Source organism: Sphingomonas aurea, assembly GCF_030678875.1.
Classification (GTDB): Bacteria; Pseudomonadota; Alphaproteobacteria; order Sphingomonadales; family Sphingomonadaceae; genus Sphingomonas; species Sphingomonas aurea.
In genome coordinates, this window is the sequence record NZ_JAUUDS010000002.1 from 1 (window position 1) to 24773 (window position 24773).

General features: G+C 69.5%; 32 protein-coding genes. 10 read left to right on the forward strand and 22 right to left on the reverse strand.

The window, feature by feature from the left end:
- Positions 1 to 126 precede the first annotated feature (126 nt).
- The 13 genes from Q5H91_RS06120 to ptsP form a co-directional block, all read right to left on the reverse strand.
- A complete protein-coding gene (locus Q5H91_RS06120) occupies positions 127 to 549 on the reverse strand; it encodes a 23S rRNA (pseudouridine(1915)-N(3))-methyltransferase RlmH (protein WP_305172412.1) in 423 nt (140 codons plus the stop codon).
- A gap of 7 nt (positions 550 to 556) precedes the next feature.
- Positions 557 to 985 carry a ribosome silencing factor gene (gene rsfS, locus Q5H91_RS06125; protein WP_502619498.1) on the reverse strand — a complete coding sequence of 143 codons (429 nt, stop codon included), beginning with the start codon at positions 983 to 985 and terminating at the stop codon, positions 557 to 559.
- A gap of 8 nt (positions 986 to 993) precedes the next feature.
- A complete protein-coding gene (locus tag Q5H91_RS06130) occupies positions 994 to 1596 on the reverse strand; it encodes a nicotinate-nucleotide adenylyltransferase (protein ID WP_305172413.1) in 603 nt (200 codons plus the stop codon).
- Complete coding sequence (locus Q5H91_RS06135) at positions 1593 to 1853, reverse strand: type II toxin-antitoxin system RelE/ParE family toxin (RefSeq protein WP_370655238.1); 261 nt, start codon at positions 1851 to 1853, stop codon at positions 1593 to 1595. The genes Q5H91_RS06130 and Q5H91_RS06135 overlap by 4 nt, the downstream gene beginning before the upstream one ends.
- Positions 1854 to 1878: 25 nt before the next feature.
- Entirely contained in the window at positions 1879 to 2139 is a 261-nt protein-coding gene (locus Q5H91_RS06140) for a hypothetical protein (protein ID WP_305172415.1), read from the reverse strand.
- 31 nt (positions 2140 to 2170) lie between these two features.
- On the reverse strand, positions 2171 to 3433 hold the full coding sequence (locus Q5H91_RS06145; RefSeq protein WP_305172416.1) for a glutamate-5-semialdehyde dehydrogenase: 1263 nt from the start codon (positions 3431 to 3433) through the stop codon (positions 2171 to 2173).
- A gap of 109 nt (positions 3434 to 3542) precedes the next feature.
- The gene (locus Q5H91_RS06150) at positions 3543 to 3902 is read right to left on the reverse strand and encodes a ribosomal maturation YjgA family protein (protein ID WP_305172417.1); all 360 of its coding nucleotides are present in this window, start codon (positions 3900 to 3902) and stop codon (positions 3543 to 3545) included.
- Between the two features lie 83 nt (positions 3903 to 3985).
- Positions 3986 to 4366, reverse strand: coding sequence for a hypothetical protein (locus tag Q5H91_RS06155; protein ID WP_305172418.1), 381 nt, complete (start codon positions 4364 to 4366; stop codon positions 3986 to 3988).
- 72 nt (positions 4367 to 4438) lie between these two features.
- Positions 4439 to 6403, reverse strand: coding sequence for an ATP-dependent zinc metalloprotease FtsH (gene ftsH / locus Q5H91_RS06160; protein WP_305172419.1), 1965 nt, complete (start codon positions 6401 to 6403; stop codon positions 4439 to 4441).
- A 106-nt stretch (positions 6404 to 6509) separates the two neighbouring features.
- Entirely contained in the window at positions 6510 to 7571 is a 1062-nt protein-coding gene (gene tilS / locus Q5H91_RS06165) for a tRNA lysidine(34) synthetase TilS (RefSeq protein ID WP_305172420.1), read from the reverse strand.
- Positions 7543 to 8487: a tetratricopeptide repeat protein gene (locus Q5H91_RS06170; protein WP_305172421.1), complete on the reverse strand. Its 945-nt coding sequence runs from the start codon at positions 8485 to 8487 to the stop codon at positions 7543 to 7545. Before Q5H91_RS06170 ends, tilS begins: the two co-directional genes overlap by 29 nt.
- A gap of 33 nt (positions 8488 to 8520) precedes the next feature.
- Positions 8521 to 9495 (reverse strand): helix-turn-helix domain-containing protein, encoded by a 975-nt coding sequence (locus Q5H91_RS06175; protein WP_305172422.1) that lies wholly within the window; start codon positions 9493 to 9495, stop codon positions 8521 to 8523.
- Positions 9496 to 9606: 111 nt separating this feature from the next.
- Positions 9607 to 11880 carry a phosphoenolpyruvate--protein phosphotransferase gene (gene ptsP / locus Q5H91_RS06180; RefSeq protein WP_305172424.1) on the reverse strand — a complete coding sequence of 758 codons (2274 nt, stop codon included), beginning with the start codon at positions 11878 to 11880 and terminating at the stop codon, positions 9607 to 9609.
- Between the two features lie 105 nt (positions 11881 to 11985).
- Between ptsP and Q5H91_RS06185 the strand changes: the two genes are divergently transcribed.
- A complete protein-coding gene (locus Q5H91_RS06185; protein WP_305172425.1) occupies positions 11986 to 12240 on the forward strand; it encodes a type II toxin-antitoxin system ParD family antitoxin in 255 nt (84 codons plus the stop codon).
- Positions 12237 to 12533: a type II toxin-antitoxin system RelE/ParE family toxin gene (locus tag Q5H91_RS06190; RefSeq protein ID WP_305172426.1), complete on the forward strand. Its 297-nt coding sequence runs from the start codon at positions 12237 to 12239 to the stop codon at positions 12531 to 12533. The genes Q5H91_RS06185 and Q5H91_RS06190 overlap by 4 nt, the downstream gene beginning before the upstream one ends.
- 10 nt (positions 12534 to 12543) lie before the next feature.
- On the opposite strand, the gene ruvB is transcribed toward Q5H91_RS06190, so the two are convergent.
- The 7 genes from ruvB to Q5H91_RS06225 form a co-directional block, all read right to left on the reverse strand.
- Positions 12544 to 13563: a Holliday junction branch migration DNA helicase RuvB gene (gene ruvB, locus Q5H91_RS06195; RefSeq protein ID WP_305172427.1), complete on the reverse strand. Its 1020-nt coding sequence runs from the start codon at positions 13561 to 13563 to the stop codon at positions 12544 to 12546.
- A 188-nt stretch (positions 13564 to 13751) separates the two neighbouring features.
- Positions 13752 to 14480: a ParA family protein gene (locus Q5H91_RS06200; RefSeq protein WP_305172429.1), complete on the reverse strand. Its 729-nt coding sequence runs from the start codon at positions 14478 to 14480 to the stop codon at positions 13752 to 13754.
- 36 nt (positions 14481 to 14516) lie between these two features.
- Positions 14517 to 15113 (reverse strand): Holliday junction branch migration protein RuvA, encoded by a 597-nt coding sequence (gene ruvA / locus Q5H91_RS06205; RefSeq protein ID WP_305172430.1) that lies wholly within the window; start codon positions 15111 to 15113, stop codon positions 14517 to 14519.
- A 4-nt stretch (positions 15114 to 15117) separates the two neighbouring features.
- Complete coding sequence (ruvC, locus tag Q5H91_RS06210; protein WP_305172833.1) at positions 15118 to 15630, reverse strand: crossover junction endodeoxyribonuclease RuvC; 513 nt, start codon at positions 15628 to 15630, stop codon at positions 15118 to 15120.
- A 139-nt stretch (positions 15631 to 15769) separates the two neighbouring features.
- Positions 15770 to 16513: a YebC/PmpR family DNA-binding transcriptional regulator gene (locus tag Q5H91_RS06215; protein WP_305172431.1), complete on the reverse strand. Its 744-nt coding sequence runs from the start codon at positions 16511 to 16513 to the stop codon at positions 15770 to 15772.
- Positions 16514 to 16542: 29 nt separating this feature from the next.
- Positions 16543 to 17082, reverse strand: a complete 540-nt coding sequence (locus tag Q5H91_RS06220; protein ID WP_305172432.1) for a DUF1003 domain-containing protein — start codon at positions 17080 to 17082, stop codon at positions 16543 to 16545.
- 100 nt (positions 17083 to 17182) lie between these two features.
- Entirely contained in the window at positions 17183 to 17482 is a 300-nt protein-coding gene (locus Q5H91_RS06225; RefSeq protein ID WP_305172433.1) for a hypothetical protein, read from the reverse strand.
- A 146-nt stretch (positions 17483 to 17628) separates the two neighbouring features.
- Here Q5H91_RS06225 and Q5H91_RS06230 point away from each other — a divergent pair, with 146 nt between their 5' ends.
- Positions 17629 to 19101 (forward strand): helicase HerA domain-containing protein, encoded by a 1473-nt coding sequence (locus Q5H91_RS06230; RefSeq protein WP_305172434.1) that lies wholly within the window; start codon positions 17629 to 17631, stop codon positions 19099 to 19101.
- Between the two features lie 248 nt (positions 19102 to 19349).
- Here Q5H91_RS06230 and Q5H91_RS06235 read toward each other — a convergent pair whose 3' ends face one another.
- Positions 19350 to 19592, reverse strand: a complete 243-nt coding sequence (locus Q5H91_RS06235; protein ID WP_305172834.1) for a DUF2312 domain-containing protein — start codon at positions 19590 to 19592, stop codon at positions 19350 to 19352.
- A 282-nt stretch (positions 19593 to 19874) separates the two neighbouring features.
- Here Q5H91_RS06235 and rpiB point away from each other — a divergent pair, with 282 nt between their 5' ends.
- Genes rpiB through Q5H91_RS06260 form a run of 5 tightly spaced genes read left to right on the forward strand, consistent with a single transcriptional unit; the run spans position 19875 to position 23009 of the window.
- On the forward strand, positions 19875 to 20318 hold the full coding sequence (gene rpiB / locus Q5H91_RS06240; RefSeq protein ID WP_305172435.1) for a ribose 5-phosphate isomerase B: 444 nt from the start codon (positions 19875 to 19877) through the stop codon (positions 20316 to 20318).
- Positions 20315 to 21625: a serine hydroxymethyltransferase gene (gene glyA, locus Q5H91_RS06245; protein ID WP_305172436.1), complete on the forward strand. Its 1311-nt coding sequence runs from the start codon at positions 20315 to 20317 to the stop codon at positions 21623 to 21625. Before rpiB ends, glyA begins: the two co-directional genes overlap by 4 nt.
- A 3-nt stretch (positions 21626 to 21628) precedes the next feature.
- A complete protein-coding gene (locus tag Q5H91_RS06250) occupies positions 21629 to 21802 on the forward strand; it encodes a small multi-drug export protein (protein WP_305172437.1) in 174 nt (57 codons plus the stop codon).
- A gap of 8 nt (positions 21803 to 21810) precedes the next feature.
- Complete coding sequence (nrdR, locus tag Q5H91_RS06255) at positions 21811 to 22272, forward strand: transcriptional regulator NrdR (RefSeq protein WP_305172438.1); 462 nt, start codon at positions 21811 to 21813, stop codon at positions 22270 to 22272.
- Positions 22269 to 23009 carry an RNA methyltransferase gene (locus Q5H91_RS06260; protein WP_305172439.1) on the forward strand — a complete coding sequence of 247 codons (741 nt, stop codon included), beginning with the start codon at positions 22269 to 22271 and terminating at the stop codon, positions 23007 to 23009. The genes nrdR and Q5H91_RS06260 overlap by 4 nt, the downstream gene beginning before the upstream one ends.
- A 266-nt stretch (positions 23010 to 23275) precedes the next feature.
- Here the strand turns inward: Q5H91_RS06260 and Q5H91_RS06265 are convergent, their stop codons facing one another.
- Positions 23276 to 23587, reverse strand: coding sequence for a chorismate mutase (locus Q5H91_RS06265; protein ID WP_370655239.1), 312 nt, complete (start codon positions 23585 to 23587; stop codon positions 23276 to 23278).
- Between the two features lie 86 nt (positions 23588 to 23673).
- Between Q5H91_RS06265 and Q5H91_RS06270 the strand changes: the two genes are divergently transcribed.
- Positions 23674 to 23910 carry a hypothetical protein gene (locus Q5H91_RS06270; protein WP_305172440.1) on the forward strand — a complete coding sequence of 79 codons (237 nt, stop codon included), beginning with the start codon at positions 23674 to 23676 and terminating at the stop codon, positions 23908 to 23910.
- A gap of 161 nt (positions 23911 to 24071) precedes the next feature.
- Positions 24072 to 24686 (forward strand): 30S ribosomal protein S4, encoded by a 615-nt coding sequence (rpsD, locus tag Q5H91_RS06275; protein WP_305172441.1) that lies wholly within the window; start codon positions 24072 to 24074, stop codon positions 24684 to 24686.
- Positions 24687 to 24773 lie beyond the last annotated feature (87 nt).

The window sequence follows — 24773 nt, forward strand, 5'->3', positions numbered from 1 at the left end:
CCCGCCGCCGCAGCGGCGAGGCGGGCGGCGGCGAGGCGCTGGCGCGGCGTCTCCGCCGTCGGCGCCGCGACGGCGCCCCCGGCAAGGAGCGCGATGGCGAGGATGCGAAGCGCGGCGGCCACGCGCCTACCCTTCCCGGTGGTAAGGATGGCCGGCGAGGATGCTGGTGGCACGGAACAGCTGTTCGGCCAGCATCGCGCGGGCCAGCAGGTGCGGCCAGGTCGCGCGGCCGAACGACAGCAGCAGGTCCGCCTCCGCTCGCGCGGCATCGTCGAACCCGTCGGCGGCGCCCAGCAGGAAACGCGCCTCGCGCACCCCGTCGTCGCGCCAGCGGCCGAGCCGCTCGGCCAGCGCGAGCGAGGGCATCGCCTCTCCCTTCTCGTCGAGCAGGATGCGGCGGGTCTGCGGCGCAGCCGCGGGCTCGCGTCCGCCGGTATCGGGCAGTTCGGTGATGCGGGTCGGCCAGGCGATCCGCTTCAGATAGCGGTCGACCAGCTCCGCCTCTGCCGAGCGGCCGATCCGCCCGCGCGCGACGATGTGGAGGAGCATCGACGGCTCAGGTGCGCGGCTGCTCCCCGGTCCTGGGCGGCTCCGGCATCGCGGCCGGCGCGTCGCCGAACGACCACATCCGCTCCAGATTGTAGAAGGAGCGGACCTCGGGTCGGAACAGGTGGACGATGACGTCGCCGGCGTCGATCAGCACCCAGTCGGCGGTCGGCAACCCCTCGATCCGCGGACTGCGGCCGCATTCCGCCTTGATCCGCTCGGCGAGCTTCGCCGCCATCGACGCCACCTGGCGCGTCGAACGGCCGCTGGCGATCACCATGTGATCGGCGATGGTCGATTTGCCCGCCAGGGGGATCGTCACGACCTCGACGGCCTGATCGTCGTCGAGCGACTGCATCACCAGCCGGTGCAACGCCTCGATCTCGGCGGCATCAGATGCCCTTGGGGTCGAACGGGGGGCGGAAGGGGAAGTGGCCAAGGTAACTCCTAGGAGGACGGGCCCGGCAGGAAGCGCCGGTGCCAGTCGGGATCGCCGGCGCGCAGGCCGGTCGCGGACGTCGGATCGGGGCGGAAGCGCAGCAGCACCAGGGCCGGCAAACTCCACGTCGTCCATCGTTGCGCCGCTGCCCGCGGTCGTCGATAGCGCCGCAGCCAGGCCATCGCGGGGGCCGCGAGTGCGCGCGCATCATATCCCGGCCGCGCCGCCACCGCAATCGGGATCGCACGCGCGATTCCTCGCCAGTCGCGCCAGCGGTGGAACTGCGCCAGATTGTCCGCCCCCATGATCCACACGAACCGTCGCTTCGGGTAGCGGCGCTGGAGCGCGCGGATCGTGTCGACGGTGTAGCGGGTGCCGAGTCGCGCCTCGATCGCGGTCGCGCGGATCGGGGCGCGCCGGGCCATCTTGCGCGCAGAGGCGAGCCGGGCGGAAAGCGGCGCCATGCCGGCGGCGGGTTTCAGCGGGTTGCCGGGCGACACCAGCCACCACGCCTCGTCGAGCGCCAGCGCGTCGATCGCGGCAAGCGTGATACGGCGATGCCCCCGATGCGCGGGGTTGAAGCTGCCGCCCAGGAGGCCGGTGGGGGTCATCGCGAACGCGGATCGCGAGAGGTGTGGAACACGCGCAGGATACGCAATTGTCCGCCAAGCACACGATAGATCAGGATGTACGGCGTGTTGCGAACCCGCCATTTCCGCCGGTCGCGATCACCGATCAGCGGGCCTGCGAAGGGCGTTTCCGACAGGAACTGCGCAGCCGCGACGATCCGATGGTTGATGTCGAACGACGAAGCAGGAGCGGTCGTGAGATAATATCCGTCGATGATCGTCAGATCATGTAGCGCCAAGGGCGCCCAGCGCAGCGTGAGCAAATCAGCGCCGCGAGTGCTTGCGGTCTTCGAGCCACGCCTCGATCTGCTCCTGAGTGTAGAATTCGCCTCGCTCGATCTGTGCATCGGCCTCGTCGACTTCGGCTCTGATCGCGGCGGCGAATACGTCATCGCGCTCGACGGCTTCCCTGATCGCCTCCGCCGCGAACTCGGCGCCGGTGATGCCCCGTTCGCGGGCACGTTCCTCGACCAGCGCCAGCGTGGCCGCATCGAGCGGCGCGGTGATCGAGGCGAATGCGTTCATGCGACCAGCCTACGCCCCTGCCGCGGCCGCTTCAACCACGCACCTGCCCCGTCCCGCGGCCGATCCATTTGTAGGTCGTCAGCCCCTCCAGCGCGACGGGACCGCGCGCGTGGAGGCGGCCGGTGGCGATGCCGATCTCGGCGCCCAGGCCGAACTCACCGCCATCGGCGAACTGGGTGGAGGCGTTCCACAGGACGATCGCCGAGTCCGCTTCCGCCAGGAAACGCTCGGCAATGGCAACATCCTCCGCGACGATGGCGTCGGTATGGTGCGACCCATGCCGGGCGATGTGTGCGAGGGCGCCATCGACGCCCTCAACCAGTGCGACGGACGCGATGGCGTCCAGATATTCGGTGTCCCAGTCGGCGGGAGCGGCAGGATCGACGGTGGCGAGTGCCTGCACGCCGGCATCGCCGCGCACGGTGCAGCCGGTCGCCGCCAACGCCTCGACCAGCTCTGCCGCCCGGGGAAAGTCGCGGTCGATCAGCAGCGTCTCCATCGCGCCGCAGACGCCGGTGCGGCGCATCTTGGCGTCGATCACCACCGCCTCGGCCATCGCCGGATCGGCAGAGGCGTGGACATAGACGTGGTTGATGCCGTCGAGATGGGCGAGCACGGGCACCCGCGCCTCTGCCTGCACACGCGCGACCAGGCCCTTGCCGCCGCGGGGCACGATCAGGTCGATCAGCCCGGCCGCGGCCAGCATCGCACCGACAGCGGCGCGGTCGGCGGTGGGAACCAACTGCACCGCGGTACGCGGCAGGCCGCCCTGCTCCAGCCCGGCAACGAAGGCGGCGTGGAGCGCGCGATTGCTCGCCAGCGCCTCGCTGCCGCCACGCAGGATCGCGGCATTGCCGCTCATCACGCAGAGCGCGGCAGCGTCGGCGGTGACGTTGGGGCGGCTCTCATAGACGATGCCGATCACGCCGATCGGCACGCGCACGCGCGACAGGACGAGGCCGTTGGGGCGGGTGCGCGCGTCGATCACCTGCCCGACCGGATCGTCGAGCATGGCGACTACCGCCACCGCGTCTGCCACCGCCGCCAACCGCGCGGGGTCGAGCCGCAGTCGGTCGAGCAGCGCGCCGCTCAGTCCCGCCGTTTCCGCCCGCGCCATGTCGCTGGCATTGGCGGCGAGGATCGCGTCGGCCTGCGCGCGGATCGCAGCGGCGGCGGCGTGAAGGCCCTGGCGCTTGGTTTCCGTAGGGAGACGGGCCAGCGTGGTGGCCGCGGCGCGTGCTTCGGCAGCCATGGTGGCGATCAGCTGGGCGGGATCGGTCTCTGCGTCGGCCATGGCGGGGCGCTATCACGACGGGGGGTGCGAGGCGAGAGAGAGCAGCTTGCCTGCTTAGAGGTAGAAGATTTCGGTTCACGCGGAGATGCGGCTCCGCGTGATCCTGTTTCTACCGCCGTTGCTCGACACACCAGATGACGGCAGCGCCGGCGACATAGGACAGCAGGTCGCGCGGGTCGTAGCTGGTGCCGAGAAGCAGGCGGGCGGCCGGCTGGCCCTCCCAGCCAAGCCGGTGGAGCAGGCCGGCATATTGGCCGAACTCGATCGCAAAGGCGGTCGCCAGCGCGAGTGCGAGGTCGGTGCGCCAGCCGGCCGGCGAGCCGATGCGCAAGCCGCAATAGACGAGCATCACGGCCAGCGCATCGCCGACATGCGGACGGATGAGAGCGTCGTCGAGCCAAAGGGCGATCGCCGCCTCGATCGCGAGCAGCAACAGCGCCGTCGCCGCATAGCCGAACCTCCATCGCATCCCCGCTGCGTGGCGCGAGGGTTGGTCTGGGGCAAGCGGGCCGAGCAGGCTGCACGGAATCGGGTCGGCGTCTGCACCGATCCTCAACGGCAGGGGAATTTACGACCCAGTACCTTGGCATAGCCGTCGCGCAGCGGCCGGCGCTGGTCGGCGGCGGGAAGCGCGGCGAGGCTGTCGATCATTTCCTCGATGCCGACCGATTCCCCTTCGGGCACGCAGGCGATGCCGGGCTTGTGTGCGGCGATGCGCCGGGCATTCTCGGCCTTCAGCTCGGTCCTGGCTTGGCGCGCCTCTTCCTTCAGGACCTGGAAGTCGGGGGAGAGGAGCGCGGCAAAGCCCTGCTCGCGCAGCACCTGCGCGCGCTGGACGAACGTGCCGACGGTCATCGCGGCCCCCGCCGGCGCGGCGATCGCGAAGGCGGCGACAATCGCGAAGGCAGACAAGGGGATACGCGGATAAGACATGGGCCGACCTTCCGAAACAGGAAGGCCGGCCCATGCCAGCAGCCGGCTTGCCGCCGGCTGAATACAGGCGCTTCAGGCGCCGAGCGGAGTGGCGCTGCCGAAGCCGCCGGACGGGCGGCGCGTCTTGGGGATCGAGGTGCCCGCGGTCGGCACCGCCGGGGTCTTCGGCCCCTGATCCATCCGGCCGATCTCCTCGCCGGCGATCAGCTTCTTGATCTCGTCGCCCGACAGCGTCTCATATTCGAGCAGCGCACCGGCGAGCAGGTGGAGCTGGTCGATATGGTCGGTCAGCACCTGCTTGGCCTTGGTCAGCCCGCCCTCGACGATCGCCTTGATCTCGTCATCGATCAGCTGCGCGGTCGCATTCGACATGCGCACCGGCTGAGACGACGAATAGCCGAGGAAGCTCTCGCCTTCAGGCTGGGCATACTCGACCGGGCCGACCTTGTCCGACATGCCCCATTTGGTGACCATGTCGCGGGCGAGGCCGGTGGCGTACTGGATGTCGCCAGACGCGCCCGACGACACCTTGTCGTAGCCGAAGATCACTTCCTCCGCGACGCGGCCGCCCATCGATACCGCGAGGTTCGCGTACATCTTGTCGCGATGATAGCTGTAGCTGTCCCGCTCAGGCAGGCGCATCACCATGCCCAGCGCCCGGCCGCGCGGAATGATCGTCGCCTTGTGGATCGGATCGGACGCGGGTTCGTGGATCGATACGATGGCGTGACCCGCCTCGTGATAGGCGGTCATCCGCTTCTCGTCCTCGGTCATGACCATGGAACGACGCTCGGCGCCCATCATGACCTTGTCCTTGGCCTCCTCGAACTCGGCCATCGCGACGAGCCGCTTCGACTTGCGCGCCGCCATCAACGCCGCCTCGTTGACGAGGTTGGCGAGGTCGGCGCCCGAGAAGCCCGGCGTGCCGCGCGCGATCGTGCGGGCGTCGACGTCGGGCGCCAGCGGTACCTTCTTCATATGGACTTCGAGGATCTTGATGCGGCCCTCGATATCCGGGCGGGGCACGACGACCTGGCGGTCGAAGCGGCCCGGACGCAGCAGCGCGGGGTCGAGCACATCGGGGCGGTTGGTCGCCGCGACGATGATGATCCCCTCGTTCGCCTCGAATCCGTCCATCTCGACAAGGAGCTGGTTCAGCGTCTGCTCGCGCTCGTCGTTGCCGTTGCCGAGGCCCGCACCGCGATGGCGACCGACCGCGTCGATCTCGTCGATGAACACGATGCACGGGGCCGACTTCTTGGCCTGTTCGAACATGTCGCGCACGCGGCTGGCACCGACGCCGACGAACATCTCGACGAAGTCCGAGCCGGAGATGGTGAAGAACGGCACGCCCGCCTCACCCGCGATGGCGCGGGCGAGCAGCGTCTTGCCGGTGCCGGGCGAGCCGACCAGCAGCGCACCCTTCGGGATCTTGCCGCCCAGGCGCGCGAACTTCGACGGGTCCTTCAGGAACTCGACGATTTCGGTCAGCTCGGCGCGCGCCTCGTCGATGCCGGCGACGTCGTCGAAGGTCACGCGACCTTCCTTCTGGGTCAGCATCCGTGCGCGGCTCTTGCCGAAGCCCATCGCACCGTTGGCGCCGCCGCCCTTCTGCATCTGGCGCAGCACGAAGAAGGCGATGCCGAGGAACAGCAGGAACGGCAGCGACTGGTACAGCAGCACCATCCAGACCGAGGGGCCATCCTCCGGCTTGGCGGTGATCGTCACGCCCTTCTCGCGCAGCTTGCCGACCAGCGTCGAATCGGGGAGCGGATAGGCGCGGAACTTCTCGCCGTTCGACATCGTGCCGGTGATGATGTCGCGGCTGATGTTGACGTCCTTGACCGTACCTTCATCCACCTTGTCGAGGAAGGTCGAGTAGGCGATCTGGTTGCCGGTGCCCGCCGTGGTCGAACGGCCGTCGACCATCGTGACGAACAGCGCGAGGCCGAGGAGAATGCCCACCCAGATCAGCAGGCTCTTCATCCAGGGATTGCCTCCGCCATTCTCGGGAGGCTGCTTGTCATTGTCGTTCATGGCCACGGCGATACCTTTCGCTGCCAAGATAAGCCCGGTGGGGTTAATGACAATGGAACAAAACGTCGATCAATGCGCGGAAATGGGCAACGCCCCGCCGTTGGCGTCATCCGTTTCGTCGCGTCGGCGCGACCGCAAAGCGCCAGTTTGCGCCGCGCGGCGTCACCAGCACTCCGCCCTGGGTCGCCCGGCATCCCGCGCCAAGCGCATCGAGCAGCGGCTCGACATTCGATGCCGGGCCAAAGGCGGGCGCCGCGATCCCCTCTTCCGCCCGCAGCACCGCGATGCCGCGGCGGGCCAGCAGGCGGCGCAGCGCGCGGGGCAGGCCGGCGACGTCGAGCCCGTCCGGCCCCTGTCGCGTCTGCCACGCCCAGTCGGCGAGTTCGTCCAGATCGGCGGCGATGTCGGCGACATGGTCGGCGGCGCGGGCGAGTTGCGCAGGGTCGAGTTCGGGATTGGCGGCGAGCCAGTGGCGCGCGCGAACGCGGGTATAGTGGCGGTCGGCGTTGCTGGGATCCTGCACGACCGGCAGGTGCGCGGCGACTTGGCCAAGCTCGGCGCGGCGCCAGTCGAGAAGGGGGCGGATCAGCGTGACGCCGTCGCAGAGCGGGCGGGCGCGACGGATGCCGGCGAGGCCGGTCGGGCCGCTGCCGCGATTGGCGCGCATCAGGAAGGTTTCCGCCTGATCGTCGGCGTGGTGGGCGGTGGCGAGGAGCGGCGCGCCGCCGTCAGCAGCCCAGCGGCCCAGTGCGGCGTAGCGGGCGGAGCGGGCGGCGGCCTGGACGTTGCTGGCTGGGAGCGGTTGATCCGGGCGGAGCGTGGCGTGGGAAATGGCGCGACTGGCACACCAGTCGGCGACCATCGCCGCCTCCGTCGCGGAGGCGGGACGGAGGCCGTGGTCGAAGGTCGCGGCGATCACGCGGCCGGGGAACGCGGCCGTGGCGAGCGCCAGCATCGCCATGCTGTCCGGGCCGCCGGAGATGGCCAGCGCCAGGCGCGCGAGAGGGGCCTCCTGAGCGGGTGCACCGTCCCCGGCGAGACCCCAGCCTGCGCTGGAGTAACGGGCCTCAGGCGTGGACTGCACCGCCCGCGCCACCCCCGCCGCGAAGCGTGCGGCGAGCGCGGCGGGGATCAGCGGGTCACTTGCACCTGGCGGCGGTACGGCCACGGGCCAGATCGGCCTTGAACGCCGCGGTCATCTTGGCGCCGTAGACGTCGGTTAGTTCGGCATAGACGCGGCAGGCGTCGGCCGGCTTGTCGAGCTTGACCAGCGCCTGGCCCAGATAGAGCAGGCTGTCGGGCGCGCGCTCGCCATCGGGCATCTTCTTGTAATTGTCGTAGAACGCCATCGACGCCAGGCTGGGCTTGCCGTCGTCGAGATAGGCGCGGCCGAGCAGGTTCTGCGCGTAGCTGGCGCGGCGGCTGGCGGGGAAGTCGGCGACGGTCTTCTTCAGCTGCGCCTGCGCCTCGGGGTACAGCTTCGCATCCCATAGGCGGTAGCCATAGAGATACTGCTCCTCGGCCTGATCGCCGCCCTTGGCCGGGCGCTTGATCGCGGCGAGCCGCGCGGTGCGATCGGGATCGGCGGCAGCCGCGGGCGTCGCCGCGGCGGGGCGGCTGTCGGAGAGCGGGCGCGAGGGGCTGGCGCCAGCGATCGGCGCCGGATCGCCACCGTCGACCGCGCCACCGACTGCGGGCGCGGTGGCAGCGGCGGGGGCGGCGAGCTTCGCGTCGGTCGCCGCCTTGTACGCGTCGAACTGCTCACGCAACTGGCGGAGCTGGAAGCCGTTCTGCTCGGCCTGACCGGTCAGCGTCGCCACCTGCTGCTCCAGCGACGACACGCGCGCGGCGAGGTCGACGATCGGCGACGAAACGGGCGCGCCGGGGATCTCGGTCGGAGTGGTCGGCGCGACGATATCGGGTTGGACCAGCTGGCCGGCCCCGCCGGGGAAAACCTTGCGCTGGACGGCGCGCATCTCGCTCTCGAGCCGGCCGACCCGCGCTTCGACGGTGCCGGACTGCGCGGCGGCGACGCCCGGCAGGATCATCACGATGCCCGTGCAGAGCATCATCAGGTTACGCATGGCCGACATTCTCACTGGCTGCATCGCTTCGCCCTACTGCGCATCTGGGGCGGCAGCGGGCGGGTTCTGGGCGGACTGGAGGTTGGCGCGCTGCGTCTCGGTCAGCGCCCGGCCGGTGGCGGCGGGCCGGGGTGTACGACGCGGAGTGGGACGCGCGGCGGCGGGGCGCGCCGGTGCGGCGACGCTGGACGCCGCCGCCGGGGTCGGCGCGGGAGTAACCCCGCCCTGCCCGCCACCCTGGCCGGTCCGTGCGAGCAGCGAGGCGGCGTCGACCGCGACGTCCTTGATCGGGCGCGAGCCGTCGCCGAGCGGTGGGATGGCGTTGCCGCCGACCGCGACGCGCAGCTGGTCGGGGCGGCCGACGTTGATCTTGGGCGCGTTGGCGCCCTCCGGCACTGCAAAGCTCTCGCCCGGCTTCAGCGTGCCGAGGTAGAGGGTGGTGTTGGCGGCGTCATAGACGCGCAGCCACACCTCGTTGTCGCCGGCGGTCAGGGTGACAGGCCCGGTCGCCGGGGTCGGTGACGGCGCCGGCGCGACGGCGACCGGCGCGGTGACGACCGGTGGCGCGGCAACGATCGCGGGAGCGGTGCCGCCGGGGCGGAACAGGTCGGTGGCGTAGTATAGCCCGGCCAGCACCAGCACCGCGATGGCGAGGCCCAGCCCCAGGATCGCCACCCCACGCGAGGGTACGCGCGATGGGTCGGCAGTCTCGTACGGCTCATACTCGGGCGCACGCGGCACCTGCGCCAGTTCGGCGCGGACTTCGTGGGCGACGGCGGCATCGTCCAGCCCGACCGCGCGGGCATAGGCACGGGCGAAGCCGACGGCATAGGTCGGTGAAGGCAGCGCGGCGAAATCCGTCGCGTCGATCGCCTCGAGATGGCGCAGCGGCACGCGCGTGCGCGAGCCGACCTCGGCCAGCGACAAACCCTGCGCCTCTCGCGCCTTGCGCAGCCGGTCACCCACGCGCTCGGGCGCTGGGGCGTCGCCGGGCTGGACCTCTGTCATCCACTAAACTCCGCTGCGGACCGCCACCCCGGCCCGCTGTTCCCATGTTTCAGAGCACCACCGCCCTGTCAACGCAACCGTGAGTCGCACCTGCGACGGGATGCCGGCCTCCTACGCCAGATCGATGCCGCGTGCCGTCGCCCATTCGGTCAGCGCGCCGCGCAGGTCGCGCGGCGGCCGTGCCAGCAAATCCGCCACGAATTCCGCCGCTTCGCCGCGATCGATCGAGCGGATCATCGCCTTCACCGGGCCGACCGCGGCCGGGGTGATCGACAGCCGGTCGATGCCGATCGCGATCAGCGCCATTGCCTCCAGCGGACGGCCGCCCATCTCGCCGCAGACGCCCACCGGCACACCGGCCGCGCGCGCCACCCCGGCGACCCGGGCGATGAAGCGCAGGATCGACACCGACAGCCAATCGTACCGCTCCGCCAGCTTCGGGTTGGCGCGATCGGCGGCGAACAGGAATTGGGTCAGGTCGTTGGTGCCGATCGACAGGAAATCGCAGGTCGGCAGCAGCAGGTCGAGCTGCTCGGCCAGCGCCGGCACCTCCAGCATCGCGCCGTAGCGGATCTCGACCGGCAGACGCTTGCCGCGCGCGGCGAGCCACTCGCGCTGCGCCTCGAACAGCGCGCGCGCCTCGGTGAACTCCCACGCCTCCGATACCATCGGGAACATGACGTTGAGCGTGCGGCCCGCCGCCGCTTCCAGCAGGGCACGCGCCTGCGCCTTCATCAGCCCGTCGCGTTCCAGCGCCAGGCGCAGCGCACGCCAGCCCATCGCCGGGTTCTCTTCGCCATGCGCTTCCACCGTCAGATAGGGCAGCGCCTTGTCGCCGCCGATATCCACGGTGCGGAACACCACCGGCCGCTCGCCCGCCGCCTCCATCACCTCGCGGTACAGCCGCTGCTGGCGCTCGCGCTGCGGCAGGGTGGCCGAGACGAGGAACTGGAACTCGGTGCGGAACAGGCCGATGCCGTCGGCGCCGGTCAGGTCGAGCGCCGCCACGTCGTCGCGCAGCCCCGCATTCACCATCAGGGTGATGCGGCTGCCGTCCTTCGTCTCGGGCGGCAGGTCGCGCAGCGCCGCGAACGCCGCCTTGCGCTTCTGGCGGAGCGCCAGCTTCGCCTCGAACGCCTCCTCCATGATCGACGAGGGGCGGACATAGACGCTGCCGTCGGTGACATCGAGGAGCAGGTGGTCACCCTCTGCGATCAAACGGCGCACGTCGCGGACCCGGCCGAGCACCGGCACCCCCATCGCCCGCGCGACGATGATGACGTGCGCGGTCAGCGACCCCTCCTCCAGGATCACGCCCTTCAGCCGCCGCCGGTCATATTCCAGCAGCTCGGCCGGGCCCAGGTTGCGCGCGATCAGGATCGTGTCCTGGCGCAAACCGAGCTGCGCGGCGGTGCCCATCTGGCCCGACACGATGCGCAGCAGGCGGTTGGCCAGATCCTCCAGATCGTGCATCCGATCGGCGAGCAGCGGGTCGTCGATCTGGCGCATGCGCTGGCGGGTGCGCTGCTGGACACGCTCGATCGCCGCTTCCGCGGTCAGGCCGCTGTCGATCGCCTCGTTGATCCGCCGCGCCCAGCCCTCGTCATAGGCGAACATCTTGTAGGTCTCGATGACTTCCAGATGCTCACCGCCGACGCCGAACTCCGCCTCGCGCGCGATGCGGTCGATCTGCTCGCGCATCTTGTCGAACGCGGCGTAGACGCGGTGCCGCTCGGCATCGATGTCCTCGGCTACCGTATGCTCGACGACGATGCGCGGCTGGTGGAAGACGGCGCTGCCGGACGCCATGCCCTCGACCAGCTTCTGCCCCGGAATGCGTACCGCGGCGGTCGACTGGACCCGGTCCTTGCCCTGCGCGGCGGTGTCGATCAGCCCGGCATTGGCGATCAGTTCGGACAGCACCATCGCGACGGTCTGCAACGCCTCGATCTCGATATCGTCGTAGCGGCGCTGCTCGGCATGCTGGACGGCGAGGACGCCGACGACGCGCTCGCGCCGGATGATCGGCACCCCGGCGAAGCTGTGGAAACGTTCCTCCCCCGTTTCGGGCTTGTAGGCGAAGTCGGGATGGCTGGCCGCCTCGTCGAGGTTCAGCACCTCGCCGCGGGCCGCGATGATGCCGACCAGCCCCTCGCCCAGCGCCAGCTTGGTGACGTGCACCGCCTCCTGCGCCAGGCCGCGCGTGGCGAAGAGTTCCAGCACCCCTTCGCGCAGCAGGTAGATCGAGCACACCTCGCTGTTGGTCGCCTCGCCGATGATGCCGACGACCTGGTTCAGCTTGGCCTGCGCGGGCGTGCGCGCCGCCATCACATCGTGCAGACGGACGAGGATCTCGCGGGCAGAGGCGGCGGCCGTGCTGGGCATGGCCATAGGGCTAACAGATGTGTGTCATGGGTGCCACACAGCAAATCGCGTTCGCACTTGATAACTGTTGATAACCGGGTAGGTTCAATCGTTGGAGGCTAGCCGATGATTAGTGCCGAGCTGGGACCGTTGCTGGAAAACGCCGTGACGCGGCTGGTGGAGTCGGGCCGCTACAATTCGAAGAGTGAGGTGCTGCGCGAAGGCGTGCGACTGGTGCAGGAGCGCGAGGCGCGGCTCGCTGCGCTGAACGCGGCCATCCTGCAGGGCGTGGCGGATGCCAATGCCGGGCGCACCGAGGACGCCGATGCTGTGTTCGATCGACTGGAGGCGCGGTACAGCGCAATGTCCCGGCGGCGGTGATCATCCGCCTGACCAACAAGGCGCAGGCAGACCTGATCGCCATCGGCGATCACATCGCTGGTTACGATCCTGACAGGGCTGCGGGACTCGTCCGGGCGTTGCGCGCCAAGTGCCTGTCCCTTGCCGAACTGCCGCGCGGCTATCCGCTGGTTCCCCGGTTCGAGGCGTTCGGTATCCGCCGCCGCGTTCATGGCAACTACCTGATCTTCTACCGACTCGACGACGATCAGGTCGTCGTGCTGCACGTCCTGCACGGAGCGCGGGATTATGCCGGTCTGCTGGGTCCGGAGTAAAACCGGCACCTCAGTCGAACAGGCCGTCCTGCGATCCGGCGGGCGGGTTGAGGCCGAGATGCTTCCAGCCGCCGGCGTTCAGCACGCGTCCGCGTGCGGTCCGCGCCACCAGCCCCAGCTGGATAAGGTATGGCTCGATCACCTCCTCGATCGTGTCGCGCGGTTCGGACAGCCCGGCGGCCAGCGTCTCGACCCCGACCGGGCCGCCGCGATAGATGTCGGCGATCATGGTCAGGTAGCGGCGGTCCATCGCGTCGAGGCCGAGCGCGTCGACCTCCAGCCGGTTGAGCGCGGCATCGGCGATCTTCGCATCGACGGTCGCGGCCCCGGCGACATTGGCGAAGTCGCGCACCCGGCGCAGCAGCCGCCCGGCGATGCGCGGCGTGCCGCGGGCGCGGCGCGCGACCTCGGTGGCGCCGTCCGGCGCGATGCCCAGGTCGAGCAGCCCGGCGGCGCGGGTCACCACCCGTGTCAGTTCCTCGACCGTGTAGAATTGCAGGCGGATGGGAATGCCGAACCGGTCGCGCAGGGGCGTGGTCAGCAGCCCCTGCCGCGTCGTCGCGCCGACCAGGGTGAAGCGCGGCAGATCGATCCGCACCGAGCGTGCCGACGGCCCCTCGCCGATCATCAGGTCGAGCGCGCGGTCCTCCATCGCCGGGTACAGCACCTCCTCGACCGCGGGTTGCAGCCGGTGGATCTCGTCGATGAACAGGACGTCGCCGTCCTCCAGATTGGTCAGCAGCGCGGCGAGGTCGCCCGACTTGGCGATGACCGGGCCGGAGGTGGCGCGGAAGCCCACCCCCATTTCGCGCGCGACGATCTGCGCCAGCGTCGTCTTGCCCAGCCCCGGTGGGCCGAAGAACAGCACATGGTCCAGCGCGTCGCCGCGGCTGCGCGCGGCCTGGATGAAGATGCGCAGGTTCTCGCGCGCAGCCGCCTGCCCGACGAATTCGTCCAGGTGCCGCGGGCGGAGCGCGGCATCGACATCCTCGGGGCGGCGCTGCGCGGTCATGATGCGGTCGTCGGTCACGCTTCGTTCCGTAGCGGCGCGCGCCTGCGGGGTCGAGGGGCTGTCTTTTCCCGCCACCCACCACCCCGTCATCCCCGCGCAGGCGGGGATCCAGACCCGCTGACGTTGCGGCTCCAATCATGAACGTCAGCGTCTATGGATCCCCGCCTGCGCGGGGATGACGAATAGGGTCGGGCGACCGCTCCGCACTACCCCGCCAGCGTCTTCTCCACCGACCGCCACAGGTTCGCGATCGCCATGCCCCCCGCCGAGCGCGCAGCATAGGTGCCGACGGGGGCGCGACGGTCCGTCATCGCCTCGATCGCGCTGGCCATCGGGATCGCCGGCCAGTCGGGATGCTCCTCCAGCGCGGCGCGGTGGAGCGCGCGGCGGCGGTCGACCATCGAGAAGACCGGCAGCAGCGGCACGTTCGGCCCCTTGCGCGCGGTGACATGCGCCGCCACCGTCTCGAACGCGCGACGCGACAGGGCGGAGGGGATGACCGGCACCACCACCAGATCGGCGGCGCGCAGGATCTGGTCCGACGTCTCGGTCAGCCCCGGCGGGCAGTCGACGACGACGCGGTCGTAATCGCGGGCCAGCCCCTCGACGATCTTCGCCAGCCGCTTCTTCTTGTCGAGTTCGTGGAACAGCCGGTCGAGACTGCGCAGCGAGGCGTCGGCGGGCAGCAGCCATAGTCGCTCGACCGCGGTCTGGCGGACCAGCTTGGCGGGATCGACGTCGCGGACGATCGCCGCCTGCGCCTCGAGCCGGCCGGGCTCGTCGACGCCCAGCACCCAGCTGGCCGCAGCCTGCGCGTCGAGGTCCCACAACAGGGTACGGCGCGCCGACAGGCACGCCGCCGCCCAGGCGAGGTTCACCGACAGCGTCGTCTTCCCGACACCGCCCTTCAAGCTGTAGACCGCAATCGTCGCCATCGCCGCCCGTCCCCCTGGCCTGATCTGGCGGCGCCCTTACCGCGCCGCCTTCTTCAAGGCCAGTCGGACGAGCGCGTCGAGGGTGGCGGTGCTGCCCAACTCGTCCTCGGCCGCCGCGACGGCACCGGTCGCCTCGGCCGGGCGGAAGCCCAGGTTGAGGAGCGCCGACACCGCGTCCGCCGACGCGCCGACCGGCAGCGCCTGCGCGGTGGCGGCGGCGCCGAGCGGGACAGTGCCGACCTTGTCCTTCAACTCGCGCACGATCCGCTCCGCCAGCTTCGGGCCGACGCCGTTGGCGCGCGCGACCATCGCCTTGTCCTGCGCGCCGACGGCGCGGGCCAGTTCGGCGGGTTCGAGCGCCGACAGGATGGCAAGCGCCACGCGCGCGCCGACGCCCTGCACCCCGGTCAGCAGGCGGAACCAGTCGCGCTCCGCGGCGCTGGCAAAACCAACCAGCCGGATCGAATCCTCCGACACCAGCATTTCGGTGAACAGCGTCGCCGCCTCTCCCACCGGACCGATCGCGGCAAGGGTGCGCGACGAGGCGCCGACCAGATAGCCGACCCCGCCGATATCGATCACCGCATGGTCGATGCCGGTCGCATCCAGCCGGCCCTTCAGATGCGCGATCATGCCCCTAGCCTCCCGCCGTCACCCGGGCGCGGCGCAGCATCCCCGCCTCGCTCGCCAGATGGTGCGCATGGGTGATCGCCACCGCCAGCGCGTCCGCCGCGTCGGGGCCGGCGAGCTTCGCGCCGGGAAGAAGGACCGCCATCATTGCCTGGATCTGCCTCTTTTCCGCGCCGCCGGTGCCGACCACCGCCTTCTTGACGGTGCTGGGGTGATATTCGCCGATCCGCAACCCCGCCGACGCCGCCGCCAGCAGCACGACGCCGCGCGCCTGGCCCAGCTTCAGCGTCGACTGGGCATTGGTGTTGCCCAGCACCTCCTCGACCGCGGCGGTGTCGGGCCGCTCGGCGCGGATCACGTCGACCAGCGCGGCGTGCAGGTTCGACAGGCGGCGCGGCAGCGGCATCGACGGCTCGGTCCTGATCTGGCCATTGGCGACATGGCTGAGGCGGTTGCCGTCGGCGCGGATCACCCCCCAGCCGGTCGTGCCGAGCCCGGGATCGAGGCCGAGGATTATCACCGCCAAGATCCTCCCCGGCACGGGGAGGGGGACCAGCCGCAGGCTGGTGGAGGGGGGCTTCCACAGGCGGTCCGCTCGCAGCGACCCCCCTCCACCATGCTGCGCATGGTCCCCCTCCCCATGCCGGGGAGGATCTTCATTAGCCCAGCTTCTCCATCACCTCGTCGGACACTTCGTAATTGCCCCAGACCGTCTGGACGTCGTCGTCGTCGTCCAGCGTGTCGATCAGCTTGAACAGGGTCGCCGCGTCGCCCTCATCGACTGCGACCATGGTCTGCGGGCGCCACGCCAGCTTCGCGCCCTCCGGCTCGCCGAGCACCGGCTCCAGCGCCTTGGCGACCTCGTGCAGGTCGCCCTGCGCGGTCCAGATCTCGTGCCCGTCCTCGGACGAGGTGACGTCCTCGGCCCCCGCCTCCAGCGCCGCCTCGAACACCTTTTCCGCGTCGCCGGCGCTGGCGGGATAGTTTATGAGGCCCATCCGGTCGAAGGCATGGCTGACCGACCCGCTCGCGCCCAGATTGCCGCCGTTCTTGGCGACGGCGGTGCGGACGTTGGTGGCGGTGCGATTGCGGTTGTCGGTCAGCGCCTCGATGATGAGCGACACGCCGCCGGGGCCGAATCCCTCGTAGCGGATCTCTTCGTAATTCTCGGTATCGCCCTTGGACGCCTTGTCGATCGAGCGCTGGATATTGTCCTTGGGCACCGACTGCGCCTTGGCCGCGTTGATCGCGGCGCGCAGGCGCGGGTTCATGTCGGGATCGGGCAGGCCCATCTTCGCCGCCACGGTGATCTCGCGGGAAAGCTTGGAAAACATGCTGGAGCGCTTCTTATCCTGCGCGCCCTTGCGGTGCATGATGTTCTTGAACTTGGAATGGCCTGCCATGACTGCCTCTGATCGGTAATCCTGTGCCCTTAGGCCGTGGGCGCGCGGTTCGCCAGCCCGTCGATTTTCGCCTCCAGCGCCGCCAGCCGGTCCAGCACCACGCCGTCGAGTTTGTGATGCAGGCGCAGGATGTCCAGCTCGGCACGCAGGTTGGTCTCATAATCGAGGCTGGCGGCCAGCCGGTCCTTCGCGGCCTGGCGGTTCTGGCTCATCATGATGACCGGCGCCTGCACCGCCGCCAGCGTCGACAGCATCAGGTTCAGGAAGATGTAGGGATAGGGATCGAACGCCATCCCGAAATGCGCGAGCACGTCGGTATTGAGCAGCATCCAGCCGATGAGCACCACGGTGAAGCCGATGATGAACCCCCACGACCCGCCGACCGCCGCGACCCGGTCGGCCAGGCGATCGCCCAGGCTGGCGCGCGCGTCCGCCTCGTCGGCGGCGTCGCGGCTGACGATGGTGCCGCTGTCGATACTGTCGAGGACGCGCCGCTCCTCGGCATCGAGCGCATGGGTCGGCTTGCGGAGCAGGCGCTGGGCGAGGTCGGCGAGCGGAAGCTGGGCCATCGGATCGGTTCCCGGTGCCAGGGGAAGGGCGCTGGCGGGGTAGCGATGGTTGTTGGGGCGGGCAAGCGGGGTGCTTGCGGTCCCGCCGCCGAACAGACGGCTACCGCTTGAGCCGGGCAAGCCAGCGCGTCAAAGCCACCGAGGCCATGGCGGGTATGGCTCCGATGATGCACCCGGCCGCGATCCACAGCGCCAGCATCACCAACATGACAGCGAACATGCCTGCTTGCTGCCAAGAGGCGATGAGCCAAGGCTGCATGAATAGCACACCGAGGCAGTAAGAGACGCAAAATGGTGGCCGGAGGGTTGCCGAACTTGAAGACAGCGCCGAAACGCCGACAATCCACGCGCCGGTGACAAGCGCCGCCAGCGGGATAAGAAGCAGGCCCGAGAAGTCCATACCAGATGCTAAGCGCGACTTCGGCGGCTTTCCAGCCGCTCCCGCCGCATGCTGAATATCCGCTCTCCACCAGTCTCAGCCATCCCGCCTCCGTCTAATCGCAAACCCCTTGCCCCGCCCCCCGCGGATCGGCCACACGCCTCGCAATGACCGTCAGCGTAGACATGGGCAGCGACGACCGCGGCGCGCCCGTGACCATGGATCTCGAGGAACTGCTCGCCACCCGGTTGCTCGTCCAGGGCAATTCCGGGTCGGGCAAGTCGCACCTGCTGCGCCGCCTGCTCGAGGGGTCGGCGGGGCAGGTGCAGCAGGTGGTGATCGATCCGGAGGGCGACTTCGTCACGCTGGCCGGGCCGCACGGCCATGTCGTAATCGAGGCGACCGATTATTCGATTCCTGAGATCGAGCGATTCGCCGCCCGCATACGGGAGCATCGCGCCTCGGTCGTCCTCTCGCTCGAGGGGCTGGAGGCGGAGGGCCAGATGCGCTGCGCCGCCGCCTTCCTGTCGGCGATGTTCGATGCCCCGCGCGAGCATTGGTATCCGGCGCTGGTCGTGGTCGACGAGGCGCAGCTGTTCGCCCCGACGACCGGCGGCGAGGTGGCGGAGGACGTGCGCCGCGCCTCGCTGTCGGCGATGACCAACCTGATGTGCCGCGGGCGCAAGCGCGGCCTGGCCGGCGTGATCGCGACGCAGCGGCTGGCGAAGCTCGCCAAGAATGTCGCGGCCGAGGCGTCGAACTTCCTGATGGGCCGCACCTTCCTCGACATCGACATGGCGCGCGCCGCCGACCTGCTCGGCATGGAGCGACGCCAGGCCGACGGCATCCGCGACCTGCCGCGCGGCACCTTCATGGCGCTGGGGCCGGCGGTGTCGCGGCGGCCGATCACGGTGCGGATCGGCGCGGTCGCCACCTCGGCGCGCTCGGGCAGCCCCAAGCTGACGCCGCTGCCCGAGGCGAAGCCCTTCGACCTCGCCGACCTGCTCGCCGAGCCGGAGGCGCCGTCGCTGCCGCTCAGCTTCGACCCGCGCCCGCGCCGGGTGCCGGTGGAAGAACTCGCCGCCGACATCGCCCGCCCGCCCGAGCCCGCCATCGCCACCCCCTTCGCCCCCGCTCCCGCCGCGCCGGCGAAGGACGAGGCGGAGGTCGAGGCGATCCATGCCGAGGTGCTGCGCGCGATCGTCGCCGATGGCGAGGCGGCGCTGCGCCCGCCCGCGGTGCTGTTCCAGGATTTCCAGGTCCGCTGCCGCATGGCCGGCCTCGCCAAGCCGCCGCTCGACCTGCCCGCCTTTACCCGGCGCCTATCCTGCGCGCGCGCCGGCATCTTCGATATCCATGCCCCCGAATGGGCGGACGCGCTGGCGCTGGCCGGGACACTGCCCGACGACATGATGGGCGCGTTCCTGCTGGTCGCGCGAGCGGCGCGCGAGGGCCGCCCCTGCCCGTCCGACATGGAGCTGGCGACGACCTATGGCACCAGCTCGCTCGGCCGGGTGCGCCGGCTGGTCGGCTATATCGAGAGCCGCGACCTGTTCGTGACGCGGGTGGACCTGTCGGGCAAGCGGTCGATCACCATCCCGCGGCTCGGCTGGACGACGGAGCCGGCCGAGGCGGCCTGACGCGGACCTCCCGACGCCCGCCGAATCCCGTGCCATCGTCATGCCGGGCTACGCCTGTCCTACACGCCGGCCGTCAATCTATATCCACCCCCTTGTTCGCCACCCGCCCTGCCCGCTGCCGCCCAATCGCGGCCGGGCCGGATCGCTGGAACCGGACACACAAGGGGGTGTGTAGTGTCCGGTTCCGCTCCACGCCCCCGTTCCCGCCGCTCCTGCAGCGATTCGCCGGAGAGCCGCGAAACGCGGGTTCAGAGCATCCCGAGCGCCTGCATATACGTCTCGAGGATCGCTTCTTCCTCCTGATATTCTTCCCGCTTCTTCTTGCGGATCGACATGATCTTGCGGATCGCCTTGGGGTCGTAGCCGCGGCCCTTGGCCTCGGCGAACACGTCCTTGATGTCGTCCGAGATGCCCTTCTTCTCTTCTTCCAGCCGCTCGGCGCGCTCGATCAGCAGGCGCAGCTCTTCTGCCGCCACCTGACCGCCGCCCATGCCCTCGCCCCGCTCTTCAGCCATGTCGTTCCGTCCCAAGAATGCGCTGCCCGGCCCGCGGCGATATCGCGCGGGAGGGGCGGCGTGGTTAACCCTGTCGGGTGCGGCGCGGGCTCTAGTGGATCGGCGCGGAACGCTCAAGCGGGGTTGCGATGGCCAGTGTTCTTGGGGCCAGTGTCCTTGGGGCCAGTGTCCTTATGGCCGGTATCGCGATGGGTGTGGCAATCCGGCAGCGGGGCGGGTAAAGGCGCCGCCATCCCGCCGATCGATCCAGGAAGCGCCATGCGCATCGCCATCGCCGCCGACCATGCCGCCGTGTCGCTGAAGACCGTTCTTGCCGACTGGCTGCGCGAGGGCGGCTACGACGTGCTCGACCTGGGCACGCATGGCGAGGCCCGCGTCGACTATCCGGATTACGGCTTCGCCCTGGCCGAGGCCATCGCGGACGGCCGGGCCGAGCGCGGCATCGCGCTGTGCGGATCGGGTATCGGCATCTCGATCGCCGCCAACCGCCATCTCGACTGCCGCTGCGCCCTGGTGTCGGAGCCGCTGTCGGCGACGCTGGCGCGCCAGCACAACGATGCCAACGCCATCGCGCTCGGCGCCCGCCTGACGGCCGAGGACATGGCCAAGGCCTGCATCACCGCTTTCCTGTCCGCCGATTTCGAAGGCGGCCGCCACCAAGCCCGTGTCGACAAATTGTCGGCCAAGGAGTTCGCCGCATGAGCACGCAGCCCAACGACCTGTCCGACGTCCAGCCCGATGGCTTCTTCACCCGCGGCCTGGCCGAGGCGGATGCCGCGGTCTTCGCCGGCGTCGCGCACGAGCTGGAGCGCGAGCAGACCCAGATCGAGCTGATCGCGTCGGAGAACATCGTCAGCCGCGCCGTGCTGGAGGCGCAGGGGTCGGTCTTCACCAACAAATATGCCGAGGGCTATCCCGGCAAGCGCTATTACCAGGGCTGCCATCCCTCCGACGAGGTCGAGCAGCTGGCGATCGATCGTGCGAAGCAGATCTTCGGCTGCGGCTTCGTCAACGTCCAGCCGCACTCGGGCGCGCAGGCCAACGGCGCGGTGATGCTGGCACTGGTCAAGCCGGGCGAGACGATCCTGGGCATGAGCCTGGACGCCGGCGGCCACCTGACCCATGGCGCGCGCGCTGCGATGTCGGGCAAGTGGTTCAACGCGGTCCAGTACGGCGTCGATGCCCAGACGCACCTGATCGACTATGACCAGGTCGAGGCGCTGGCGGTCGAGCATCAGCCGAAACTCATCATCGCGGGCGGCAGCGCCTATCCGCGCGTCATCGACTTCAAGCGGTTCCGGGAGATCGCGGACAAGGTCGGCGCATATTTCATGGTCGACATGGCGCACTTCGCCGGCATCGTCGCCGCCGGGCTGCACCCCACCCCGTTCGGCCACGCGCATGTCGTGACCACCACCACGCACAAGACGCTGCGCGGTCCGCGCGGCGGCATGATCCTGACCGATGACGAGGCGATCGCGAAGAAGATCAACTCGGCGGTGTTCCCGGGGCTTCAGGGCGGGCCGCTGATGCACGTCATCGCCGCCAAGGCGGTGGCGTTCGGCGAGGCGCTGCGCCCGGACTACAAGAGCTACATCGCCGCGGTGGTCGAGAACGCCAAGGTGCTGGCCGCGACGTTGAAGGAGCGCGGCGCCGACGTGATCGCCGGCGGCACCGACACGCATCTGGCGCTGATCGACCTGCGCCCGCTCGGCATCACCGGCAAGGACGCCGACGAGGCGCTGGAGCGCGCCGGCATCACCTGCAACAAGAACGGCATCCCCAACGATCCGCTGCCCCCGGTCAAGACCAGCGGCATCCGCGTCGGCTCGCCGGCCGGCACCACCCGCGGCTTCGGCCCGGCGGAGTTCCGCGAGATCGGCCACATGGTCGCCGACGTGCTCGACGGGCTGCGGACCAAGGGCGAGGCCGGGGACCCCGAGGTCGAGGCGAGCGTTCGGACTCGCGTGCGCGCGCTGTGCGCACGCTTCCCCATCTACCAAGGATAAGTCATGTCGAAGATCGACGAGGTGCAGAACACCGTGAAGAGCACGCCGGGCCTGGGCAAGAAGATGGCCAAGTACGGCGCGATCGGCGCGGTGGTCGCGATCCCCATCCCGTTCGTCGGCCCGGTGCTGGGCGCGCTGGTCGGCGCGGGCGTCGCCTATGCCAAGCGCAACGATTGATCGGCTGAATGCGCTGCCCGTTCTGCGGCCATGAAGACAGCCAGGTAAAGGACAGCCGCCCCACCGACGACGGGGCGGCGATCCGGCGACGGCGCCAGTGCGAGGGGTGTGCGGCGCGCTTCACCACGTTCGAGCGCATTCAGTTGCGCGACCTGATCGTGCTGAAGAGCGAGAGCCGCCGCGAGCCGTTCGACCGGGAGAAATTGCTCCGCTCTGTATCGATCGCCACCCGCAAGCGGCCGATCGAGCCGGCGCGGATCGAGAAGCTGGTATCGGGCATCCAGCGCCGGCTGGAGACCATGGGCGAGAGCGAGGTCACCTCGGCGCGGATCGGCGAGCTGGTGATGGAGGGACTGAAGGCGCTCGATTCGGTCGCTTATATCCGCTTCGCCAGCGTGTACCGCGACTTCAGCGAGGCGCGCGATTTCGAGGCGTTCGCGGGTCAGGTCGAGGAGGCGGGGCGCGGATGATCCCTGTCCAACCGCCCGTCATCGTCCTCGTCCGTCCCCAACTCGGCGAGAACATCGGCAAGGCCGCGCGCGCGATGCTGAATTTCGGACTGATCGAGTTGCGTCTGGTCGCGCCGCGCGACGGCTGGCCCAACCCTGCCGCCGGGCCTGCCGCGTCGGGCGCGGACATCGTGCTCGAACGCGCGCAGGTCTTCGACACCGTTGCCGACGCGGTCGCGGACTGCGCCCACGTCTATGCCACCACGGTGCGCAAGCGCGGCATCACCAAGCCGGTCGTCACGCCGGAGGCCGCCGCCGGTGCGATCCATGCCGAGCCGGGGCGCAGCGCGATCCTGTTCGGGCCGGAGCGATCGGGGCTGGAAACCGACGATGTCGCGGTCGCGCGCACCATCGTCACCGTGCCGATCAATCCGGAATTCGGCAGCCTCAACCTGGCGCAGGCGGTGATCCTGATCGCCTATGAATGGTCGAAGGGGCAGGCTCTCGCCCAGCCGCCCGAGACCGAGCTGCCGGTGGCTGCGCCGCAGGACGAGCTGGACGGCATGATCGCGCAGCTCGACGCGATGCTGGTGGCGGCGAACTTCTTCTTCCCGCCGCATCGTACCGCGACGACCCGGCGCACGCTGCGCACGCTGCTGACCAAGCCGGGCTGGTCGACGCAGGAGGTACGGACCCTGCGCGGCGTCCTGTCCGCACTCGACGGCAAAAAAGCGAAACGCGATCTTAGCTCCTCGTAAACATCAAAGTGGCAGATTGGTCTACGTTGCTACTGACGAGGGCATCGTGACCAAAAATCGGGGCAGTTATAACGGAGGATCCACGATTACAGGACCGGGCACCAGTTACTACTGGGGCACACCAGAAGATGGCTATGCACCGAAGCAAATTGATCCAGAAACTCTACAGATCATGCGGCTACATGATGACCTGCGAACGAAAGGCATCGATCCCATGGCAAGACTGAGGAAGCGTCGAAAGAAGAAGCGTCGGTGAAATTGATAAATCAGCGCCGGTCGAAGGCGGCGAGTTCGTAGGCGATGGAGGCTTCGACCAGCCGCTCCCATAGATCGGCAATCGCGTCGGCGGGCAGGCCCGCCGCGGCGGCGGCGGCGCGGGCGTTGGCGATCACCTGGGCCTTGCGCGGCTCGTCACGTACCGCTTCTCGTGCCGGCTTGATGCGGGCGGCGGCGTCCATGTAACCGAATCGGCGGGCGAGCAGCGCCACCAGTTCGCGGTCGGTTTCGTCCACACCGGCGCGCACCTCGGCCATGGTTGAGCAGTCGGCGGGAGCGATGATCGTCATGTCGGCGGCCATAGCGCCATCTGCTGCTTCCGCAACGGATCGACAAATATCCGTACGACAGATAGGCATGACGGGCGGGGAAAAGGGGGAACACATCCATGTCAGCAATTCTGCTTCTCGCCATCGCGCTTCAGGCGACGCCCGCGGCTGCACCGCCGGCAAAGCCCGTCGCGGATCGACGGGTGTGCAAGACGTTCGCCTCGACCGGGTCTCGACTGGGTGGCAAGCGTGTCTGCAAGACCGCGCGCGAGTGGGATGAAGAAGAGGTCGACGCCCATCGCGAAGTGGACAACATGCGCAACAACGCCTTCAAGGCTTACGCAACCAGTCAATGATCCAGCGCCCTTGCCGCACAGCTTGACGCGTGCGCCGCTCTCCGCTAGGCGCCCGCCTTCGCAATGCCCCCGCACCCCGGTGAAGCGGCGGGCCTGCCCTCCTGACGGATCAGCAGCGCGATACCGGGACCTACGTTGTTGTCGTTTGCAAGGAATTTGGAATGTCGAAGCGCCATAGCGCCAAGCACAAGCTCGACCGTCGTCTCGGCGAGAATATCTGGGGTCGCCCCAAGTCGCCGGTCAACAAGCGCGAGTACGGCCCCGGCCAGCACGGCCAGCGTCGCAAGGGCAAGGTGTCGGACTTCGGCATTCAGCTGCGCGCCAAGCAGAAGCTGAAGGGCTATTACGGCGACGTCACCGAGAAGCAGTTCAAGCAGTGCTATCAGGAGGCCGCCCGGATGAAGGGCGACACCAGCCAGAACCTGATCGGCCTGCTCGAGCAGCGCCTGGACATGATCGTCTATCGCGCCAAGTACGCGCCGACCGTCTTCGCCGCCCGCCAGCTGGTCAGCCACGGCCACATCCGCGTCAACGGCGTGAAGTGCAACATCGCGTCGCGCCGCTGCTTCGTCGGCGACGAGATCACGCTGGGCACCAAGGCCAAGGAGATGGCGCTGGTGCTCGAGGCGCAGAACCTGGCCGAGCGCGAGATTCCCGATTACGTCGCACCGGACGGCAACGCCAAGGTGACCTTCGTCCGCGTGCCGACGCTGGACGAGGTGCCCTATCCGGTGAAGATGGAGCCGAACCTTGTTGTAGAATTCTACTCGCGTTAAGCGAGTAGAAGGCAACGAAGGTGAGGCCGGCGAGTGGCGCCAAAGCGCCGTCCGACGACATGGAATTCACTTCCATGTCGACCCCCG

Excerpts from the sequence above, each read along its gene's own strand:
- Q5H91_RS06120 (WP_305172412.1), bottom strand. The coding sequence starts at position 549 with ATGCTCCTCCACATCGTCGCGCGCGGGCGGATCGGCCGCTCGGCAGAG.
- Q5H91_RS06130 (WP_305172413.1), bottom strand. The coding sequence starts at position 1,596 with ATGACCCCCACCGGCCTCCTGGGCGGCAGCTTCAACCCCGCGCATCGG.
- Q5H91_RS06140 (WP_305172415.1), bottom strand. The coding sequence starts at position 2,139 with ATGAACGCATTCGCCTCGATCACCGCGCCGCTCGATGCGGCCACGCTG.
- Q5H91_RS06145 (WP_305172416.1), bottom strand. The coding sequence starts at position 3,433 with ATGGCCGACGCAGAGACCGATCCCGCCCAGCTGATCGCCACCATGGCT.
- Q5H91_RS06150 (WP_305172417.1), bottom strand. The coding sequence starts at position 3,902 with ATGCGATGGAGGTTCGGCTATGCGGCGACGGCGCTGTTGCTGCTCGCG.
- Q5H91_RS06155 (WP_305172418.1), bottom strand. The coding sequence starts at position 4,366 with ATGTCTTATCCGCGTATCCCCTTGTCTGCCTTCGCGATTGTCGCCGCC.
- ftsH (WP_305172419.1), bottom strand. The coding sequence starts at position 6,403 with ATGAACGACAATGACAAGCAGCCTCCCGAGAATGGCGGAGGCAATCCC.
- Q5H91_RS06170 (WP_305172421.1), bottom strand. The coding sequence starts at position 8,487 with ATGCGTAACCTGATGATGCTCTGCACGGGCATCGTGATGATCCTGCCG.
- Q5H91_RS06175 (WP_305172422.1), bottom strand. The coding sequence starts at position 9,495 with ATGACAGAGGTCCAGCCCGGCGACGCCCCAGCGCCCGAGCGCGTGGGT.
- ptsP (WP_305172424.1), bottom strand. The coding sequence starts at position 11,880 with ATGCCCAGCACGGCCGCCGCCTCTGCCCGCGAGATCCTCGTCCGTCTG.
- Q5H91_RS06185 (WP_305172425.1), top strand. The coding sequence starts at position 11,986 with ATGATTAGTGCCGAGCTGGGACCGTTGCTGGAAAACGCCGTGACGCGG.
- Q5H91_RS06200 (WP_305172429.1), bottom strand. The coding sequence starts at position 14,480 with ATGGCGACGATTGCGGTCTACAGCTTGAAGGGCGGTGTCGGGAAGACG.
- ruvA (WP_305172430.1), bottom strand. The coding sequence starts at position 15,113 with ATGATCGCGCATCTGAAGGGCCGGCTGGATGCGACCGGCATCGACCAT.
- Q5H91_RS06215 (WP_305172431.1), bottom strand. The coding sequence starts at position 16,513 with ATGGCAGGCCATTCCAAGTTCAAGAACATCATGCACCGCAAGGGCGCG.
- Q5H91_RS06220 (WP_305172432.1), bottom strand. The coding sequence starts at position 17,082 with ATGGCCCAGCTTCCGCTCGCCGACCTCGCCCAGCGCCTGCTCCGCAAG.
- Q5H91_RS06225 (WP_305172433.1), bottom strand. The coding sequence starts at position 17,482 with ATGGACTTCTCGGGCCTGCTTCTTATCCCGCTGGCGGCGCTTGTCACC.
- Q5H91_RS06230 (WP_305172434.1), top strand. The coding sequence starts at position 17,629 with ATGACCGTCAGCGTAGACATGGGCAGCGACGACCGCGGCGCGCCCGTG.
- Q5H91_RS06235 (WP_305172834.1), bottom strand. The coding sequence starts at position 19,592 with ATGGGCGGCGGTCAGGTGGCGGCAGAAGAGCTGCGCCTGCTGATCGAG.
- rpiB (WP_305172435.1), top strand. The coding sequence starts at position 19,875 with ATGCGCATCGCCATCGCCGCCGACCATGCCGCCGTGTCGCTGAAGACC.
- glyA (WP_305172436.1), top strand. The coding sequence starts at position 20,315 with ATGAGCACGCAGCCCAACGACCTGTCCGACGTCCAGCCCGATGGCTTC.
- Q5H91_RS06250 (WP_305172437.1), top strand. The coding sequence starts at position 21,629 with ATGTCGAAGATCGACGAGGTGCAGAACACCGTGAAGAGCACGCCGGGC.
- nrdR (WP_305172438.1), top strand. The coding sequence starts at position 21,811 with ATGCGCTGCCCGTTCTGCGGCCATGAAGACAGCCAGGTAAAGGACAGC.
- Q5H91_RS06260 (WP_305172439.1), top strand. The coding sequence starts at position 22,269 with ATGATCCCTGTCCAACCGCCCGTCATCGTCCTCGTCCGTCCCCAACTC.
- Q5H91_RS06265 (WP_370655239.1), bottom strand. The coding sequence starts at position 23,587 with ATGGCCGCCGACATGACGATCATCGCTCCCGCCGACTGCTCAACCATG.
- Q5H91_RS06270 (WP_305172440.1), top strand. The coding sequence starts at position 23,674 with ATGTCAGCAATTCTGCTTCTCGCCATCGCGCTTCAGGCGACGCCCGCG.
- rpsD (WP_305172441.1), top strand. The coding sequence starts at position 24,072 with ATGTCGAAGCGCCATAGCGCCAAGCACAAGCTCGACCGTCGTCTCGGC.